This is a genomic window from Vibrio sp. HDW18 (genome assembly GCF_011306175.1).
Classification (GTDB): Bacteria; Pseudomonadota; Gammaproteobacteria; order Enterobacterales; family Vibrionaceae; genus Vibrio; species Vibrio chanodichtyis.
Genome location: NZ_CP049913.1, coordinates 564,353 through 580,678, shown reverse-complemented (window position 1 = coordinate 580,678; position 16,326 = coordinate 564,353). Strand labels below are relative to the sequence as shown.

Here is a 16,326-nt window from a genome sequence, read left to right as displayed (position 1 = left end):
TAATTTGAACAATATGATAAAAGCAGCCGGATTGGGTTTGGTTATTTTGAGCTCATCGATGTTGGCGAATGCGGCGCAAGCGGCACAAAAAATCGGTTACATTAACACGGCCCAAGTGTTTCAGGCCCTGCCGCAGCGTGAAGTGGTTTTGCAAAAAATGCAAAATGAGTTCAAAGATAAAGCGGCAGAACTGCAATCTATTCAAGCGGATGCTAAAACCAAAATTGAAAAGCTCAAACGTGATGGTCAGTTAATGGGCCAAGATGAAATTGAAAAACTGCGCATTGAAATTGGTCAGTTAGACAGCAAATACAAGATCAAAGCTCAGGCTTTAGAAGAAGCATCAGCGCGCCGCGAAGCAGAAGAAAAACAAAAGCTGTTTAAAGTGATCCAAGATGCAGTAACCAAAGTGGCAGAGCAAGAAGGCTACGATGTGGTATTGGATACCAGCGCGATGCAATACGGTAAGCCAGAGCACAATCTGTCTGAAAAAGTTATTAAAGCCATTAAATAATCGAGCATGATGATCACACTAACTTTAGCCGAATTGGCTACTATCACCGCAGGGGAACTGTTCGGTGATCCTAATGCACAAGTCAGTGCCGTTGCGCCAATGGATAAGGCCCAGCAAGGTGATGTGACATTTTTGTCTAATCCCAAATACGCTAAACATTTAGCCGACTGTAAAGCGACCGTGGTCATGGTTAAAGCCAGTGAGCGTGAATTGTGCCCGAGTAACGCTTTAGTGGTGGCCGATCCTTATGTCGCGTTTGCCAAAGTGACTCAAGCGCTGGATTCAACCCCAGCGCCAGCCTGCGGAATTGCGCCGAGCGCGGTGATTGCCGAAGATGCAAAGTTAGGCCACAACGTTTCGATTGGAGCCAATGCAGTGATTGAATCCGGCGCTGAGCTTGGTGATAACGTGGTGATTGGCGCAGGCTGTTTTATTGGTCAGCAAGCCCGTTTGGGCGCGAACACCAAGCTGTGGGCGAATGTCACCATCTATCATAAGGTGGAGATTGGCGCTGACTGTTTAATTCAGTCTGGTACAGTAATTGGTGCTGATGGCTTTGGTTACGCTAACCAAGCTGGTGAATGGATCAAAATCCCGCAGCTTGGCTCAGTGCGAATTGGTGATCGAGTCGAGATCGGCGCTTGTACCACGATTGACCGCGGTGCGTTAGATGATACCGTGATTGAAGATAACGTGATCATCGATAACCAACTGCAAATCGCCCATAACGTGCACATCGGATATGGTACTGCTCTAGCTGGTGGTACGATTATTGCCGGCAGCACTCGCATCGGTAAGTATTGCATTATTGGTGGCGCGAGTGTGCTTAACGGGCATATCGAGATTGCGGATGGTGTGACCATTACTGGCATGGGTATGGTGATGCGCAGCATTGAGCAGAAAGGCATGTACTCTTCGGGCATTCCGCTGCAAACCAACAAAGAGTGGCGTAAAACTGCCGCTCGAGTGCATCGTATTGAAGATATGCATAAACGACTGAAAGCTTTGGAAAAAATTCTGGAACAATCCGCTGAAGAGCAGCTCGATAACTCCCAAGCTTAAATGGTTGGTTACTAAGGCTCGCAGATTGCGAGTCTTTTCGCTGTTGGGTGTCCCCCTATTTATCTATTTATACACAGGATGATGATTTTGACTACTGATAAGAAAACGATGAATATCACTGAAATTCAATCGCTTCTGCCGCACCGCTATCCATTTTTGCTGATTGATCGTGTGACCGACTATCAAGAAGGTAAGTACCTAATTGGCCTAAAAAATGTGTCAGTGAATGAGCCTCAGTTTACCGGTCATTTTCCACAACTGCCGGTCTTCCCCGGAGTGCTGATTTTAGAAGCGATGGCGCAAGCTACCGGTCTTTTGGCGTTCAAAACCTTTGGCGCACCAAAAGAAAATGAATTGTACTATTTTGCCAGCATTGATGACGCCAAATTCCGCAAACCCGTTACCCCTGGCGATCAACTGATGATTGAAGTTGAATTTGTCAAAGAGCGCCGTGGTATTGCCCTGTTTAATGGTATTGCCAAGGTTGATGGTGATGTGGTTTGTTCCGCTCAACTTAAATGCGCACGTCGAGAGTTTTAATATGATCCACGAATCTGCCCAAATTCATCCTAGTGCAGTAGTCGAGCCTGGCGCTATTATTGGTGCCAACGTTAAAATTGGCCCATTCTGTTTTGTTGATAGCAAAGTGGAAATCGGTGAAGGTAGCGAATTGCTCTCCCATGTAGTGGTCAAAGGCCCGACTAAAATTGGTTGTTTTAACCGTATTTTCCAGTTTGCCTCGATAGGTGAAGCGTGTCAGGACTTGAAATACGCAGGTGAAGATACGCAACTGATTATTGGTGATCGTAATACTATCCGTGAGAGCGTGACCATGCATCGTGGTACAGTGCAAGATCAAGGCATTACCGTAGTGGGTAGCGATAACCTGTTTATGATCAATGCCCATGTGGCCCACGACTGTGTAATTGGTGATCGCTGTATTTTCGCCAATAATGCAACGTTAGCCGGACATGTCAAAATTGGTAATCAAGTGATTGTTGGCGGTATGTCGGCGATTCACCAGTTCTGCCAAATTGGCGACCACTGTATGCTTGGTGGTGGTTCAATTGTGGTGCAGGATGTGCCACCGTATCTGATGGCCCAAGGTAACCACTGTGCGCCATTTGGCATCAACGTGGAAGGTCTGAAGCGGCGCGGTTTTGAAAAAGCGGAAATTCATGCGATTCGTCGAGCATACAAATCTTTGTACCGCAATGGTCTGACCTTAGATGCAGCTAAGGCAGAAATTGCTCAAGAAGCGGAGCAATATCCTAGCGTGCAGTTGTTCCTTGAGTTTCTGCAGCAGTCACAGCGTGGCATTATTCGCTAAATCAACCGCTTGTTAACTCAACAGCTTTACTAACTCGTGCCCTGTCATGAGTTGCGCTCTTACCGAGTTATTAAAAGATCGCTGCTTTGCTGCGGTCTTTTGCCTTTTTTAACCGGTAGCGAATAGGGCGATGTTAGATAAAACGCCAGAGGAAATAGGATGAACAAACCATTACGGATCGGCATCGTTGCGGGTGAACTCTCCGGTGATACCTTAGGTGCCGGCTTAATCCAAGCGATACGTGCACGGTATCCAGAGGCTGAATTTGTTGGCATCGGTGGGCCGAAAATGATCGCGCTTGGCTGCCAATCTCTATTTGATATGGAAGAGCTGGCGGTGATGGGGTTGGTTGAAGTGCTGGGGCGTTTGCCACGGTTACTAAAAGTCAAAGCTGAATTGGTTAAATATTTCACCGCCAATCCGCCAGATGTCTTCGTCGGCATTGATGCACCGGATTTTAATTTACGCCTTGAGCTGAGCCTCAAACAAGCGGGCATTAAAACCGTGCATTACGTCAGTCCATCGGTGTGGGCTTGGCGACAAAATCGGATCCACGGTATTGCGGCGGCCACTGATTTAGTCTTAGCTTTTCTACCGTTTGAGAAAGCGTTTTACGATCGCTTTCAAGTGCCGTGCGAGTTTATCGGCCACACCTTAGCCGACTCGCTTCCACTACAGCCGGATCAATCAGCGGCGCGTCAGTTACTCGGCTTAGATCAGCAACGTCGTTGGTTAGCCGTATTGCCCGGCAGTCGTGGTGGTGAAATGAAGCTGCTGGCTGAACCCTTTATCGCCACGTGTCAAAAACTGCATGCCCGTTATCCCGATCTTGGCTTTGTGGTCGCTTTAGTGAATGCCAAACGGCGTGCACAGTTTGAACAGGCTTGGCAGCAAGTCGCCCCAGAGCTTAATTTTGTATTGGTGGATGATACCGCGCGGGATGTGATCACCGCGGCCGATGTAGTGATGCTGGCTTCCGGTACTGTGGCCCTCGAGTGCATGTTACTCAAACGGCCAATGGTGGTTGGCTATCGTGTGAATGCCTTGACGGCCTGGCTGGCGAAACGGCTGCTGAAAACGCCTTATGTCTCATTGCCGAATATTTTGGCCGGTGAAGCGTTGGTCAAAGAGCTGCTGCAAGAGAATTGCACGGTCGACAATCTTTACCATGAAGTGAGCCGTTTGCTCGACAATGATAATCAAGCCTTGATGAACAAATTTACCGAAATGCATCAATGGATCCGTAAAGATGCCGATCAACAAGCTGCGCAAGCCGTACTGCGTTTGATTGAGCAACAAAATTAATAAGATTGAGAAACCAACATGGCCAAGCAACCAAGCATTGAACTGACTCCATTTCAGATCCCCACCGGCTATACCTTGATTGCTGGGGTAGACGAAGTTGGGCGTGGCCCTTTAGTCGGGGATGTGGTCACTGCTGCGGTGATCCTCGATCCCAATCAGCCGATCATCGGTTTGAATGATTCGAAAAAACTCAGCGAAAAAAAACGTTTAGCGCTATTTCCTGAGATTCAGCAAAAAGCCTTAGCTTGGTCAATTGGTCGCTGTTCGCCGCAAGAGATTGATCAACTCAACATCCTGCAAGCGACGCTGGTTGCAATGCAGCGTGCGGTGGCAGGGTTGGCGCTGCAGCCGGATTTAGTGTTGGTGGATGGTAATAAAGTGCCACAACTGCCGATGGATGCTCAAGCGGTGGTCAAAGGTGATTTGCGTGTAGCACAAATCAGTGCTGCTTCGATTTTAGCCAAAGTGATCCGCGATCAAGAGATGCAAGCGCTGGATGAGCAATATCCGCAATTTGGCTTTGCTCAGCACAAAGGCTACCCGACGGCTGCACATTTAGCCGCGATTGAGCAGCATGGCGTAATTGCCCAACACCGTACAAGCTTTGGTCCGGTAAAACGAGCCCTTAGCCGACAATAAGCAACTGAAAGCCAACGCAGATTAACGTATCCCCTTGCTAATTGAAGCTGCAGCGGTGTTGGCTACGTTGGTTCACCCCAATCACATAGTTTATCTATGCTCATGGGGATTCACACTCTTGCCGCCTACCTGCAACTCCAAGTAGTTTTGGTATAGAATAGGGCGCAATTGCGTTGCCTAAGATTTGGATACTCCTTGCATGTCAGACCCAAAATTCATCCACTTACGTACCCACAGTGATTTTTCGATGGTGGATGGTTTGTCCAAAGTTTCGCCGTTGGTGAAAAAAGTTGCCGCCATGGGCATGCCCGCCATGGCATTGACCGACTTCACCAACCTATGCGGTTTAGTAAAATTTTACAGTACCGCCCATAACTGCGGGGTTAAGCCGATCATCGGCGCGGACTTCATGCTGCAATCGCAAGAGTTTGGTGACGAGCTGACCAAGCTGACCCTGCTCGCCAAAGATAATCTCGGTTATAAAAACCTCACTTTATTGATTTCTAAAGCCTATCTACGAGGCCATGTCCAGCATCAACCGGTGTTGGATAAAGCGTGGTTGGTGGAACACGCCGCAGGGCTGATCGTACTCTCTGGGGGGAAAAGTGGTGAGCTAGGGCGCGCGTTACTCAAAGGCAATCAACAGCAAGTGGCACAGTGCGTAGAGTTTTATCAGACTCACTTTGCCGATCATTTCTACCTCGAACTGATCCGTACCGGGCGTGCCGATGAAGAGAGCTACCTACATTTTGCGTTAGAAGTGGCTGAACAGTATCAGTTGCCGGTGGTTGCAACCAATGAAGTGGTGTTTATCAGCGAAGAGTCGTTTGAAGCGCACGAAATTCGTGTTGCGATCCATGATGGCTACACGCTGGAAGATCCACGTCGTCCGAAAAATTACAGCCCGAAACAGTATTTGCGCAGTGAAGCGGAGATGTGTGAGCTGTTTGCCGATCTTCCTGCCGCGCTGCAAAACAGTGTCGAGATTGCTAAGCGTTGTAACGTAACTGTCCGCTTAGGCGAATATTTCCTGCCCAATTTTCCAACCGATGGCATGGCGATTGAAAATTTCTTAGTGATGAAATCTCGCCAAGGGTTGGAAGAGCGGCTCGAATTTCTGTTCCCGGATCCACAAGTGCGTGCCCAGCGTCGCCCAGAGTATGATGAGCGATTACAAATTGAGCTGGATGTGATCAACCAGATGGGCTTTCCTGGCTACTTTTTGATCGTAATGGAGTTTATCCAGTGGTCAAAAGATAATGATATACCAGTGGGGCCGGGGCGGGGCTCGGGCGCAGGTTCATTGGTGGCGTATGCGCTGAAAATTACCGATCTTGACCCATTGGAATACGATCTGCTGTTCGAACGTTTCTTGAACCCAGAGCGGGTATCGATGCCCGACTTTGACGTCGATTTCTGTATGGATAAGCGTGACCAAGTGATTGATCACGTTGCCGAAATGTATGGTCGTGATGCGGTATCACAAATCATTACTTTCGGTACTATGGCTGCCAAAGCGGTGATCCGTGATGTGGGACGCGTACTCGGTCATCCGTTTGGCTTTGTCGATCGGATTTCCAAATTAGTCCCGCCCGATCCGGGCATGACGCTGGAAAAAGCCTTTATCGCCGAGCCCGCGTTGCAAGAGCTGTATGACGCGGATGAAGAAGTTAAAGAGCTGATCGATAAATGTCGCATTCTGGAAGGCTGTACCCGTAACGCCGGCAAGCACGCAGGCGGAGTGGTGATTTCGCCCACTGCGATCACCGATTTTGCGCCGATTTACTGCGATGCGGAGGGCAACTTCCCAGTCACTCAGTTTGATAAAAACGATGTTGAAACTGCAGGATTAGTCAAATTTGACTTTCTAGGCTTACGCACCCTGACCATTATTGATTGGGCGCTAGGCTTGATTAACCCACGCTTGCAAAAAACCGGTGCGGCACCAATCCGGATTGAAGCGATCCCACTCGACGATGCGCGTTCGTTCCGCAATCTGCAAGATGCTAAAACCACCGCGGTATTTCAGCTTGAATCACGCGGCATGAAAGAGCTGATCAAGCGGCTACAGCCGGACTGTTTTGAAGATATTATCGCTCTAGTGGCGCTGTTTCGTCCGGGGCCGCTGCAATCGGGGATGGTGGATAACTTTATCGACCGTAAACATGGCCGTGAAGCAATCTCGTATCCTGATGAAAAATGGCAACATGAGTCGCTCAAAGAGATCTTAGAGCCAACCTACGGCATTATTTTGTATCAAGAACAAGTGATGCAGATTGCGCAGGTTCTCTCTGGTTACACTTTGGGTGGAGCAGATATGCTGCGCCGTGCGATGGGTAAGAAAAAGCCAGAAGAGATGGCCAAGCAGCGGGCGGTATTCCAAGATGGTGCCGAACAAAACGGTGTCGATGGCGAACTGGCAATGAAGATCTTCGATCTGGTGGAGAAATTCGCCGGATATGGATTTAACAAATCGCACTCGGCCGCTTATGCTTTAGTTTCTTACCAAACCTTATGGTTAAAGACTCACTACCCAGCAGAATTCATGGCGGCGGTAATGACCGCCGATATGGACAACACCGAAAAAGTGGTCGGTTTGGTCGATGAGTGCAAAAACATGGGCTTAACCGTATTGCCCCCCGATATTAACTCTGGTTTGTATCGTTTTAACGTCGATGATAATGGGGCGATTGTGTATGGTATCGGCGCGATTAAAGGGGTGGGTGAAGGTCCGATTGAAGCGATCCTCGCTGCGCGTCAACAACAGGGTTATTTTAAAGATTTATTTGATTTCTGCGCGCGGATTGATCTGAAAAAGGTCAACAAGCGGGTGATTGAAAAATTGATTCTGGCTGGCGCGTTAGATAAATTAGGCCCGCACCGTGCGGCGATGATGGCATCCGTGGATGATGCGGTACGCGCAGCCAGCCAACATCACCAAGCCGAAGCATTTGGACAAGCGGATATGTTTGGCGTGCTGACCGATGCGCCAGAAGAGGTTGAGCAAAAATATACCCAAGCACCCGAATGGCCAGAAAAAGTGCGCTTAGAAGGCGAACGGGAAACGCTTGGTCTGTATCTGACTGGGCATCCGGTGGATGAGTATCTCAAAGAGCTGAGCCAATACACCAGTTGTCGTTTGAACGAAGCGGCACCGACTCGCCGCGATCAGTCATTAACCGTAGCCGGTTTAGTCATAGCCGCGCGGGTGATGACCACCAAACGTGGCACGCGGATCGGTTTACTGACTTTAGATGATCGTTCTGGGCGTATGGAAGTGATGCTGTACTCTGAAGCGTTGGATCGGTATGCAGATTGGTTAGAAAAAGATAAAATTCTGGTTGTTAGTGGACAGGTCAGCTTTGATGACTTCAATGGCGGGCTTAAAATGTCGGCGCGTGAACTGATGGACTTGGGTGGTGCACGTGAAAAATTTGCCCGTGGTTTATCGATTTCGATTTTACAGTCGCAGATTGATCCACTCTTTTTTGAGCGTTTTAGTCAGATACTGGAACCTCACCGCGCCGGAACTGTACCGGTCAATGTATACTACCAGCGCCCAGATGCACGAGCGCGCCTAACCTTAGGCACAGAGTGGCGAGTCACGCCCAGCGATACATTGTTAGACGAATTAAAGCAGCTACTTGGTCAGGATCAGGTAGAACTCGAATTTAACTAAAATTCAGCCGGTGCCCACTAAAGGAGGCCTGGCTGAGTCAGAAAGGATCGATAGATGAGCCTCAATTTTCTTGATTTTGAAAAACCGATAGTCGAACTGGAAACGAAAATTCAGGCGCTGCGTGATGTGTCTCGTCACAGTACGAGCCCATCGGTGGATCTCGACAAAGAACTCGAACAGCTTGAGAAAAAAAGCCTTGAGCTGAAAAAGAAAATTTTCAGTGATTTAGGGGCTTGGCAAGTGGCGCAATTAGCGCGTCATCCACAGCGTCCTTACACGCTGGATTACCTTAACCATATTTTCACTGAATTTGATGAGCTGGCTGGTGATCGTGCTTTCGCTGATGATAAAGCGATTGTCGGTGGCATTGCGCGACTGGATGGTCGTGCGGTGATGGTGATTGGTCACCAGAAAGGTCGTGAAACCCGTGAAAAAGTGCGTCGCAACTTTGGCATGCCAAAACCAGAAGGTTACCGCAAAGCACTGCGTTTAATGCAGATGGCTGAGCGTTTCAATATGCCGATCATTACCTTCATCGACACGGCGGGTGCATACCCAGGGGTGGGCGCGGAAGAGCGCGGTCAATCGGAAGCGATTGCGAGAAACCTCAAGGTGATGTCTGGTCTTAAAGTGCCGGTGATTTGTAACGTGGTTGGTGAAGGTGGCTCTGGTGGCGCATTAGCGATTGGGGTTGGTGACTATGTGAATATGCTGCAATATTCGACCTATTCCGTTATTTCCCCCGAAGGTTGTGCCTCAATCTTATGGCGTGATTCTGATAAAGCCCCGCAAGCTGCCGAAGCGATGGGCTTGATTGCGCCACGCCTGAAAGAGCTGGAATTGATTGATGAAATTATTGCTGAACCACTGGGTGGCGCGCATCGTAACCATGTACAGACGGCACAAAATGTTAAAGCGACTTTGCTGCGTCAGTTAGCCGATCTCGATCAGCTGAATCCGCAAAACTTGCTTGAGCGCCGTTATCAGCGTTTGATGAATTACGGTTACTGTTGATGGCCGAGCCGTTAAGGCATCGCGTCTATAAACACAAGGGTTGGCGAGTGCCAGCCCTTTGGTTTTTCTAGGCTCAAGCGATACACTTGCGCCACGGTTTTGAATTCGGTGTAGCTTATGAGCGATCTCTATCTTCATTTTGTACAGCAAATGGCCCGCTATCCCTTTCGCCAATTGGTGCTGGCATTGAGTGGTGGGGTCGATTCTCGCGTGTTACTGGCACTGTTGGCCCGCGGGCGGGATGAATTTGGCTGGCAAGTGGCCGCCGTGCATGTGCATCATGGTCTGAGCCCACATGCCGATCAATGGGCGAAAAACTGCCAAGTGTGGGCGCGTGAAGTGGCTGTGGAATGCCAAGTTGAATATGTGCAACTGGCGATTAATCGCGGTGATAGCATTGAACAGATGGCGCGTGAAGCGCGTTATCAAGCATTGACTCCGTATATCGATAATGACACGTTGCTGTTGCTTGGTCAGCATGCCGATGATCAACTGGAAACTGTTTTGCTGGCCCTAAAACGTGGCAGTGGTCCGAAAGGGTTAGCGGCGATGGCTGCTTATGCGCCCTTTGGATTGGGACATCTAGCACGTCCATTATTGATGGTGAGCCGTGAGCAGATTGAAGCGTACGCCGTGCAGCACTCATTGAGCTGGGTGACGGATGAAAGTAACTTTGATACTCGCTATGAGCGTAATTTTTTGCGCCATCAGGTAGCGCCGCTGCTGAGTCAGCGCTGGCCAGCGATCCGCCAAGCGGTGCAGCGCAGCGCCGAACTGTGCGCCGAGCAAGAGTCACTACTGCAAGAGCTGCTGCAGGAAAGGTTACACCAAGCGCTGGCGGCAGATGGTTCACTGGCGATTGCCGATTTGCTCAACTGCAGCCCCGCCATGCGCCGTCAACTGCTCCGCGCTTGGTTTGCTGATCAGCAATTGCCGATGCCAAGCCGGCAACATACTGAACGACTGTGGCATGAGGTTGCGTTGGCCCGCCAAGATGCCAATCCTCAATTAAAGCTTGATCATATCGAAGTGCGCCGTTTTCAGCAGCGCTTGTATGTGGTGCAACCTAGGCTTGATGTGACGGCTTGGCGCAGTGCCATCGTCGCCGATCAAGCGCTGAAGTTGCCACATGATTTAGGTTGGCTTACCTTGCAAAAAAATTCTACGGGTTATCTCAAATGGCCAGCAGAGGCGAGTCAACTGTGGGTCAGTTTTGATCCACAGGGCTTGCAAGCTTGTCCGGTGGGGCGAGTGGGTTCGCGTAAACTGAAAAAGCTCTATCAGGAATATGGGGTGCCGAGTTGGTTGCGGCGTCAAATCCCGATCTTGATGTATCAACAGCAAGTAGTTTGTGTCGCGGGCTTATTTGTCGATCGGGCGTGGAGTGGGCAAGAGGGTGAATTGATTTGGTCTAAGTCTTGAATTTGGATCTTTGAATCTATCGCGGTGATCGAAGGGCCATCGCATAAGAGGCGATGCGAAAGTCAGACCATGCAGAGCATTGCAACACAAGCTAACCAGTATGGGCTTTTTATTGATTGTTGAGAATAGCTGACAGATAATGCCGAGCAGTGACAGTCGTTTAAGGGATGAACATGAAAAAAATTGAAGCCATTATTAAGCCATTTAAACTCGATGATGTGCGCGAGGCATTGGCCGAAGTTGGCATTACCGGAATGACCGTGTCTGAAGTCAAAGGATTTGGCCGTCAAAAAGGGCACACTGAGTTGTATCGTGGTGCAGAGTATATGGTGGATTTTCTGCCCAAGGTTAAGCTTGAGATCGTGGTGACGGATGATGTCGCGGATCGCTGCGTAGATACCATTATTGAAACCGCGCAAACCGGTAAAATTGGTGACGGCAAAATTTTCATCACTAGTGTTGAGCGGGTGGTACGTATTCGTACTGGTGAAGAAGATGAGGATGCGATCTAACCTTTCATCACCAGTTGATCAGATTGATAATAAGGAGCTGCGGCTCCTTATTCTATTTTTCAGCTCCTGCCATTTGGAAAATCAGCTAAGTTTTGAACATAAGTTCAGCTTTTAAAATCGGTTGATTGGAAAATAAATGCTGTGGCGATGGACAGTGTATTCTTGAATACCGGCTGTATTTTGAGGGCAAGATTTGAGTAAGCAATGCTACACGCGAGTATCGCTAGGGCTGTCACTGTTAGTGGTAGCAGGTGTGCTGGCTTTTTATCACCTATTCACCATTCCTAACCAGCCAGAATTACTGGTGATCCAGCGCGATCAGATCAGCGAGTCGCTGCACTGTTATCAAGATGTTCAGCAACACAGCCTAGATCAACAAGGGCAGCTCAATCTTTTAGTTTGGAATATCTATAAGCAAAATCGCCCTGATTGGTCAACTGAGCTCAGCGCGCTGAGTGTTGATCGGCAACTGCTTTTGTTACAAGAAGCCAATCTTAGCCCTGCATTCGAACAGTGGATCCGCCAACATGATTGGGCTGGTACCCAAACGCGAGCATTTACCGTGTTTGGCGAAGCGGCTGGAGTGATCAATTTAGCCCAAGTTATGCCGAGCCTTGCGTGTGCTTATACCCAGCAAGAACCTTGGTTACGGCTCCCGAAATCGGCGATTTATGCGCGTTATCCGCTCAGTAACCAGCAGCAGTTAGCGGTGGTGAATTTACATGCGGTGAACTTCAGTTATGGCACGAAGGAATATCAGCAGCAGCTTGGCACGCTGCTGAAGCTGCTTGAAGCTTGGAGTGGGCCAATGATTGTGGCGGGGGATTTTAACAGTTGGAGTGAAGCTCGCATGGCACTATTGGATGCTAAATTAGCGGCGCTTGGGTTACAAGCTGTCGCTTTTACGCCAGATCATCGCAGCCAATTTATTAATGGCTTGGCGTTGGATCATATTTTTTATCGTGGCTTGGTGCTTGAAAACGCACAAGCGCCCAAATCGGGCGCTTCTGATCATAATCCACTGCTGGTCAGCTTTCGTTTAGTTGATCCACCGAGCGACTAGGCACTGATTTTCGTGACATCAACATACAGTTTGAGTTGTTGGCCCGGGCGGAGATATTTTTGGTTGTTTAAGCCATTCCATTTAACAATATCGGCGGTTTTGACTTTGAATTTATTGGCAATGCTGCTCAACGAATCACCAGAGCGCACTTTATAGTTTACGGTGCGCATCACGCCAGTCGGTTTGGTATCCTTCCAAATCACCAATTTTTGTCCGCTACGCAGCGCATCCTTCGGTGCCATACCATTCCACTTGGCGAGCGATTGATAAGAGACATTGTATCGTTTGGCAATCGCCCACAGGCTTTCACCAGTATTGACGGTATGCGTAACTTGATATTGGCCACGTGGAGCGGCTTGAGTTTTTGCCAGCCGATTATTGACACTCAGCGCGTAAGCCTTCTCATCTTTGACTGAGGTTGGCACCAGTAAATGATCACCAATCCGAATTTGTGGGCTGGTAATTTGGTTGGCGGTTTTAATCACTTTGGTGGTGGTGTGGTATTTATTGGCAATGCTGCTGAGTGTGTCGCCCGCTTTTACCTGATAGCGCACCACCTTGATGCCCTTGCCACGGTTCTCTTCGATCGCTTGATGAAAGCGCTCAACGTTTTCAATCGGGATCAGTAATTGATGTGGCCCATTAGGAGCAGTGGCCCATTGATTATAGGCCGGGTTAAAGCTTTGCAGCTCTTTGACGGTCAGCCCGGCATATTGCGCGGCAATCGCCAGATCCAATTGCTCTTTCGGATCCACCAAACTCAACACTGGACGGTTTGCGATGGGTGGAATCGAAAGACCATAGCGCTCTTGATTGGCAATTACATCGGCTAATGCGAGCAGTTTTGGCACATAACTGCTGGTTTCTTTTGGTAAATTAAGTGAGAAAAAATCGATGGATTTTCCCGCTTGTTGATTGGTTTTGATCGCACGCGCCACACGCCCTTCACCACTGTTATAAGCGGCAATCGCATGCTGCCAATCGCCCTTAAAATGTTGATTGAGAACAGTCAAGTAATCGAGCGCTGCATCAGTAGCCGCTGCTACATCTCGTCTTCCGTCATACCAGAAATTTTGGGTCAGTCCATAGCGCTTGCCAGTGGCAGGCACAAACTGCCACAATCCTGCGGCACTGCCATGTGAATAGGCAAATGGGTCAAATGAGCTTTCGACAATCGGCAACAGAGCCAATTCCATCGGTAGACCACGCTGCTCGACTTTTTCGGTGATCAGATACAAAAATGGCTCGGCACGACTGGCAATGGCCTGCAAGTGACGGGGATTTTTAATAAACCATTCGCGGTAAGTATCGACACTCGGATCTTTTGGTATGCCCAGAGTTAACTGCATGGCAATACGTTGCCACACATCAGATTGTTGTTGTGGTGATAGCGTCACTTCTTCAACCACACTTTCCGTCACTTCAACCGAGAGTGAGGGATCGTGTGCTGGACGTACTTTTTTCACCTTGACCGCTGGCGCCGCTGGGTTTACCGCTTGCGCATCGGATGTGGTGGTATCCACTGGTTGGGGGGTTTGACAGCCGACCAGCAGCAATGCCAATACCCAACTGAATTTAACTCGCATGTAACACAGCCCTTATTATTCATGGCTGCTGATGATACTTGCCAGCCGCTAGGGGTGACAAGCGTAAACGTTAAAATTCATTCTTCCATTCACGCAATGCGCTAAAGATTGCGAGCGGATCGGTGCTGGCGGCTCGGTTGGCAACTGCGCGCATGACACTGGGCTGCTCGGTGCGCAAGAATGGGTTGATCAACTTTTCGCGGGCTAAGGTGGTGGGAAGTGTCGGTTGGTTATCGGCGCGTAATTGACTGACTTCCTGATGATAAATACGCAAGTTTTGGTTATCTGGCTCTACGGCGAGAGCAAATGCCAGATTAGAAGCTGTGTATTCATGTGCGCTATACACTTGGGTTTGTTCGGGTAGCGCGAGCAGGCGGTTGAGCGAGGTAAACATCTGTTGCATGGTGCCTTCAAAGACCCGGCCACAGCCAGCGGAAAATAGTACATCACCACAAAATAGGTGCTCCTGACCAAGATAACCAAGCTGGCTAAGATAACCAAGGTGACCTAAGGTATGCCCGGGCAAGCCAATCACCGTAAAGGGGTGATCCAATAGCTCAATTTGATCGCCATCTTGCACTGGATGAGTTAAGCCCGCGATCGACTCCTGCTTTGGACCGATGACAAGCGTATTGGGGAATTGCTGCACCAACTGGCTGATCCCCCCCATATGATCATGATGATGATGGGTAATTAAGATCGCTTTTAGGTGTAATTGATGTTGGCTCAGATAGGCGATGACGGGCGCTGCGTCTCCCGGATCAACCACAATGCAGTCGCGTTGGTTATTTTGCAGCAGCCAGATGTAATTGTCGTTAAATGCGGGTATGCTTTTGATCTGTAACATGAGTTGTCTCCGGTTACCTTGATGAGGCGGTGAGCAATGAAACCAGCACGCAGTGATAAAGCGCTTGAAACTCCACACTCATGGTCGCAACTAAAAAATGGCGATTGGGTCAGCGAGTCGATCCAGACCCGTTTAGATGAATGGTGCCCTAAATTGTTTGGCTACCATATGTTAAAGCTCGGCGGTCTGAGTTGTGAGCTTGCCAGTTGTACCTGCAATATTCAACATCAAGTCCATCTCGATGTGAACAATCCACTGCATACCGTGATCGCCGATTGCTACCAATTGCCTTTTTTAGAAAAGAGTATTGATGTGGCGATTTTGGCCCATCAACTCGATTACAGCCATGATCCGCACGGTTTATTACGTGAGGTTGATCGGGTGTTGATTGACGATGGTTATATGATTATCACCGGTTTTAATCCGATCAGTTGGGTTGGTCTGGCGAGTTTAATGCCTTGGCGTAAAAATAATTTACCGTGGAGTGGGCGGATGTTCACCCCTAATCGGATCAAAGATTGGTTGAGCGTGCTCAACTACCAAGTGGTAGCGTGTGAGCAATATGCTTTGTTGCCGATTCACAAATATCGTCCATTGTCGACTTGGTTAGAAAATGGTCTAGTTGGTGAGTCTAGCGTCGCACTTGGCAGTCTCTATTTTATCGTGGCCCGCAAACGAACCTGCCTGCTCAAACCGCTGCGATCTCAATGGCGCTTGAAGCGTCGCTTGACTCCGCTTGGAGTCAATTACCGAGTCGACAGCAAATCGCAACAATGAGTCGTGACTCACTTTCATTGGTACGTTTTTAATTCAGTCAGTATGCCGCGTTATTTGGCTTCTGGTTGATAGCCGGTATCGTCGTCAGTGGGATTTTCGGCCGCTTGGCGAGCAAGCTCATCACACATTTCATTTTCGCGATGTCCCGCATGGCCTTTGACCCAGCGCCACTCAACTTGATGGCGTGATGTTTCACGATCAAGCGCTTGCCATAGGTCGGCATTTTTAACCGGCTTTTTATCCGCGGTTTTCCAGCCGCGCAGTTTCCAATTGTGGATCCATTGCGTAATGCCTTGGCGAACATATTGACTATCTGTAGTGAGAATCACGCGGCAGGGTTCTCTAAGCGCTTGCAATGCCATGATCGCAGCCAGCATTTCCATCCGATTGTTGGTGGTGAGGCGATAACCGCCTGCCAGTGTTTTTTCGATTTGCTTATAGCGCATAACGACGCCGTAGCCACCAGGCCCCGGATTGCCAAGGCAGGAGCCATCAGTGAAAATTTCCACCTGTTTGTTCATGATTTGATACTATTGGGTCACGCAAAGAATTGGCATAGTCTGACATAGATATCCT

General features: G+C 49.0%; 15 protein-coding genes. 12 read left to right on the top strand and 3 right to left on the bottom strand.

Annotation, left to right across the window (positions count from 1 at the left end; translation table 11 throughout):
- The first annotated feature begins 4 nt into the window (after nucleotides 1-4).
- The 11 genes from G7083_RS02760 (at nucleotide 5) to G7083_RS02710 (ending at nucleotide 12,540) form a co-directional block, all read left to right on the top strand.
- The gene (locus tag G7083_RS02760) at nucleotides 5-514 is read left to right on the top strand and encodes an OmpH family outer membrane protein (RefSeq protein ID WP_166013473.1); all 510 of its coding nucleotides are present in this window, start codon (nucleotides 5-7) and stop codon (nucleotides 512-514) included.
- A 9-nt stretch (nucleotides 515-523) separates the two neighbouring features.
- Entirely contained in the window at nucleotides 524-1,576 is a 1,053-nt protein-coding gene (gene lpxD / locus G7083_RS02755; RefSeq protein WP_166014974.1) for a UDP-3-O-(3-hydroxymyristoyl)glucosamine N-acyltransferase, read from the top strand.
- A gap of 108 nt (nucleotides 1,577-1,684) precedes the next feature.
- Nucleotides 1,685-2,116 carry a 3-hydroxyacyl-ACP dehydratase FabZ gene (fabZ, locus tag G7083_RS02750; RefSeq protein ID WP_206212105.1) on the top strand — a complete coding sequence of 144 codons (432 nt, stop codon included), beginning with the start codon at nucleotides 1,685-1,687 and terminating at the stop codon, nucleotides 2,114-2,116.
- Nucleotide 2,117: 1 nt separating this feature from the next.
- Nucleotides 2,118-2,906: an acyl-ACP--UDP-N-acetylglucosamine O-acyltransferase gene (gene lpxA / locus G7083_RS02745; RefSeq protein WP_166013472.1), complete on the top strand. Its 789-nt coding sequence runs from the start codon at nucleotides 2,118-2,120 to the stop codon at nucleotides 2,904-2,906.
- 159 nt (nucleotides 2,907-3,065) lie between these two features.
- A complete protein-coding gene (gene lpxB / locus G7083_RS02740) occupies nucleotides 3,066-4,211 on the top strand; it encodes a lipid-A-disaccharide synthase (protein WP_166013471.1) in 1,146 nt (381 codons plus the stop codon).
- Nucleotides 4,212-4,229: 18 nt separating this feature from the next.
- Nucleotides 4,230-4,850, top strand: coding sequence for a ribonuclease HII (rnhB, locus tag G7083_RS02735; RefSeq protein ID WP_166013470.1), 621 nt, complete (start codon nucleotides 4,230-4,232; stop codon nucleotides 4,848-4,850).
- Nucleotides 4,851-5,049: 199 nt separating this feature from the next.
- Nucleotides 5,050-8,529, top strand: a complete 3,480-nt coding sequence (gene dnaE, locus G7083_RS02730) for a DNA polymerase III subunit alpha (RefSeq protein WP_166013469.1) — start codon at nucleotides 5,050-5,052, stop codon at nucleotides 8,527-8,529.
- Nucleotides 8,530-8,583: 54 nt separating this feature from the next.
- Nucleotides 8,584-9,543, top strand: a complete 960-nt coding sequence (gene accA / locus G7083_RS02725) for an acetyl-CoA carboxylase carboxyl transferase subunit alpha (protein WP_166013468.1) — start codon at nucleotides 8,584-8,586, stop codon at nucleotides 9,541-9,543.
- A 117-nt stretch (nucleotides 9,544-9,660) separates the two neighbouring features.
- Nucleotides 9,661-10,965 (top strand): tRNA lysidine(34) synthetase TilS, encoded by a 1,305-nt coding sequence (gene tilS, locus G7083_RS02720; RefSeq protein ID WP_166013467.1) that lies wholly within the window; start codon nucleotides 9,661-9,663, stop codon nucleotides 10,963-10,965.
- 173 nt (nucleotides 10,966-11,138) lie between these two features.
- Nucleotides 11,139-11,477: a nitrogen regulatory protein P-II gene (gene glnB, locus G7083_RS02715; protein ID WP_000717796.1), complete on the top strand. Its 339-nt coding sequence runs from the start codon at nucleotides 11,139-11,141 to the stop codon at nucleotides 11,475-11,477.
- Nucleotides 11,478-11,670: 193 nt separating this feature from the next.
- Nucleotides 11,671-12,540: an endonuclease/exonuclease/phosphatase family protein gene (locus G7083_RS02710; RefSeq protein ID WP_166013466.1), complete on the top strand. Its 870-nt coding sequence runs from the start codon at nucleotides 11,671-11,673 to the stop codon at nucleotides 12,538-12,540.
- On the opposite strand, the gene G7083_RS02705 is transcribed toward G7083_RS02710, so the two are convergent.
- Together G7083_RS02705 and gloB are read right to left on the bottom strand one after the other, a co-directional pair.
- Nucleotides 12,537-14,126, bottom strand: coding sequence for a LysM peptidoglycan-binding domain-containing protein (locus tag G7083_RS02705; RefSeq protein ID WP_166013465.1), 1,590 nt, complete (start codon nucleotides 14,124-14,126; stop codon nucleotides 12,537-12,539). The two genes, G7083_RS02710 and G7083_RS02705, sit on opposite strands and share 4 nt — an antisense overlap.
- A gap of 70 nt (nucleotides 14,127-14,196) precedes the next feature.
- Nucleotides 14,197-14,973, bottom strand: coding sequence for a hydroxyacylglutathione hydrolase (gloB, locus tag G7083_RS02700; RefSeq protein WP_166013464.1), 777 nt, complete (start codon nucleotides 14,971-14,973; stop codon nucleotides 14,197-14,199).
- 36 nt (nucleotides 14,974-15,009) lie between these two features.
- Here gloB and G7083_RS02695 point away from each other — a divergent pair, with 36 nt between their 5' ends.
- Nucleotides 15,010-15,750, top strand: a complete 741-nt coding sequence (locus G7083_RS02695; RefSeq protein ID WP_166013463.1) for a class I SAM-dependent methyltransferase — start codon at nucleotides 15,010-15,012, stop codon at nucleotides 15,748-15,750.
- A 50-nt stretch (nucleotides 15,751-15,800) separates the two neighbouring features.
- Here G7083_RS02695 and rnhA read toward each other — a convergent pair whose 3' ends face one another.
- Nucleotides 15,801-16,271, bottom strand: coding sequence for a ribonuclease HI (gene rnhA / locus G7083_RS02690; protein ID WP_166013462.1), 471 nt, complete (start codon nucleotides 16,269-16,271; stop codon nucleotides 15,801-15,803).
- Nucleotides 16,272-16,326 lie beyond the last annotated feature (55 nt).

Coding starts and splice junctions, on each gene's coding strand:
- dnaE (WP_166013469.1), top strand. CDS start 5,050: ATGTCAGACCCAAAATTCATCCACTTACGTACCCACAGTGATTTTTCG.
- glnB (WP_000717796.1), top strand. CDS start 11,139: ATGAAAAAAATTGAAGCCATTATTAAGCCATTTAAACTCGATGATGTG.
- lpxB (WP_166013471.1), top strand. CDS start 3,066: ATGAACAAACCATTACGGATCGGCATCGTTGCGGGTGAACTCTCCGGT.
- tilS (WP_166013467.1), top strand. CDS start 9,661: ATGAGCGATCTCTATCTTCATTTTGTACAGCAAATGGCCCGCTATCCC.
- G7083_RS02705 (WP_166013465.1), bottom strand. CDS start 14,126: ATGCGAGTTAAATTCAGTTGGGTATTGGCATTGCTGCTGGTCGGCTGT.
- rnhB (WP_166013470.1), top strand. CDS start 4,230: ATGGCCAAGCAACCAAGCATTGAACTGACTCCATTTCAGATCCCCACC.
- accA (WP_166013468.1), top strand. CDS start 8,584: ATGAGCCTCAATTTTCTTGATTTTGAAAAACCGATAGTCGAACTGGAA.
- fabZ (WP_206212105.1), top strand. CDS start 1,685: ATGAATATCACTGAAATTCAATCGCTTCTGCCGCACCGCTATCCATTT.
- G7083_RS02695 (WP_166013463.1), top strand. CDS start 15,010: ATGAAACCAGCACGCAGTGATAAAGCGCTTGAAACTCCACACTCATGG.
- lpxD (WP_166014974.1), top strand. CDS start 524: ATGATCACACTAACTTTAGCCGAATTGGCTACTATCACCGCAGGGGAA.
- rnhA (WP_166013462.1), bottom strand. CDS start 16,271: ATGAACAAACAGGTGGAAATTTTCACTGATGGCTCCTGCCTTGGCAAT.
- lpxA (WP_166013472.1), top strand. CDS start 2,118: ATGATCCACGAATCTGCCCAAATTCATCCTAGTGCAGTAGTCGAGCCT.
- gloB (WP_166013464.1), bottom strand. CDS start 14,973: ATGTTACAGATCAAAAGCATACCCGCATTTAACGACAATTACATCTGG.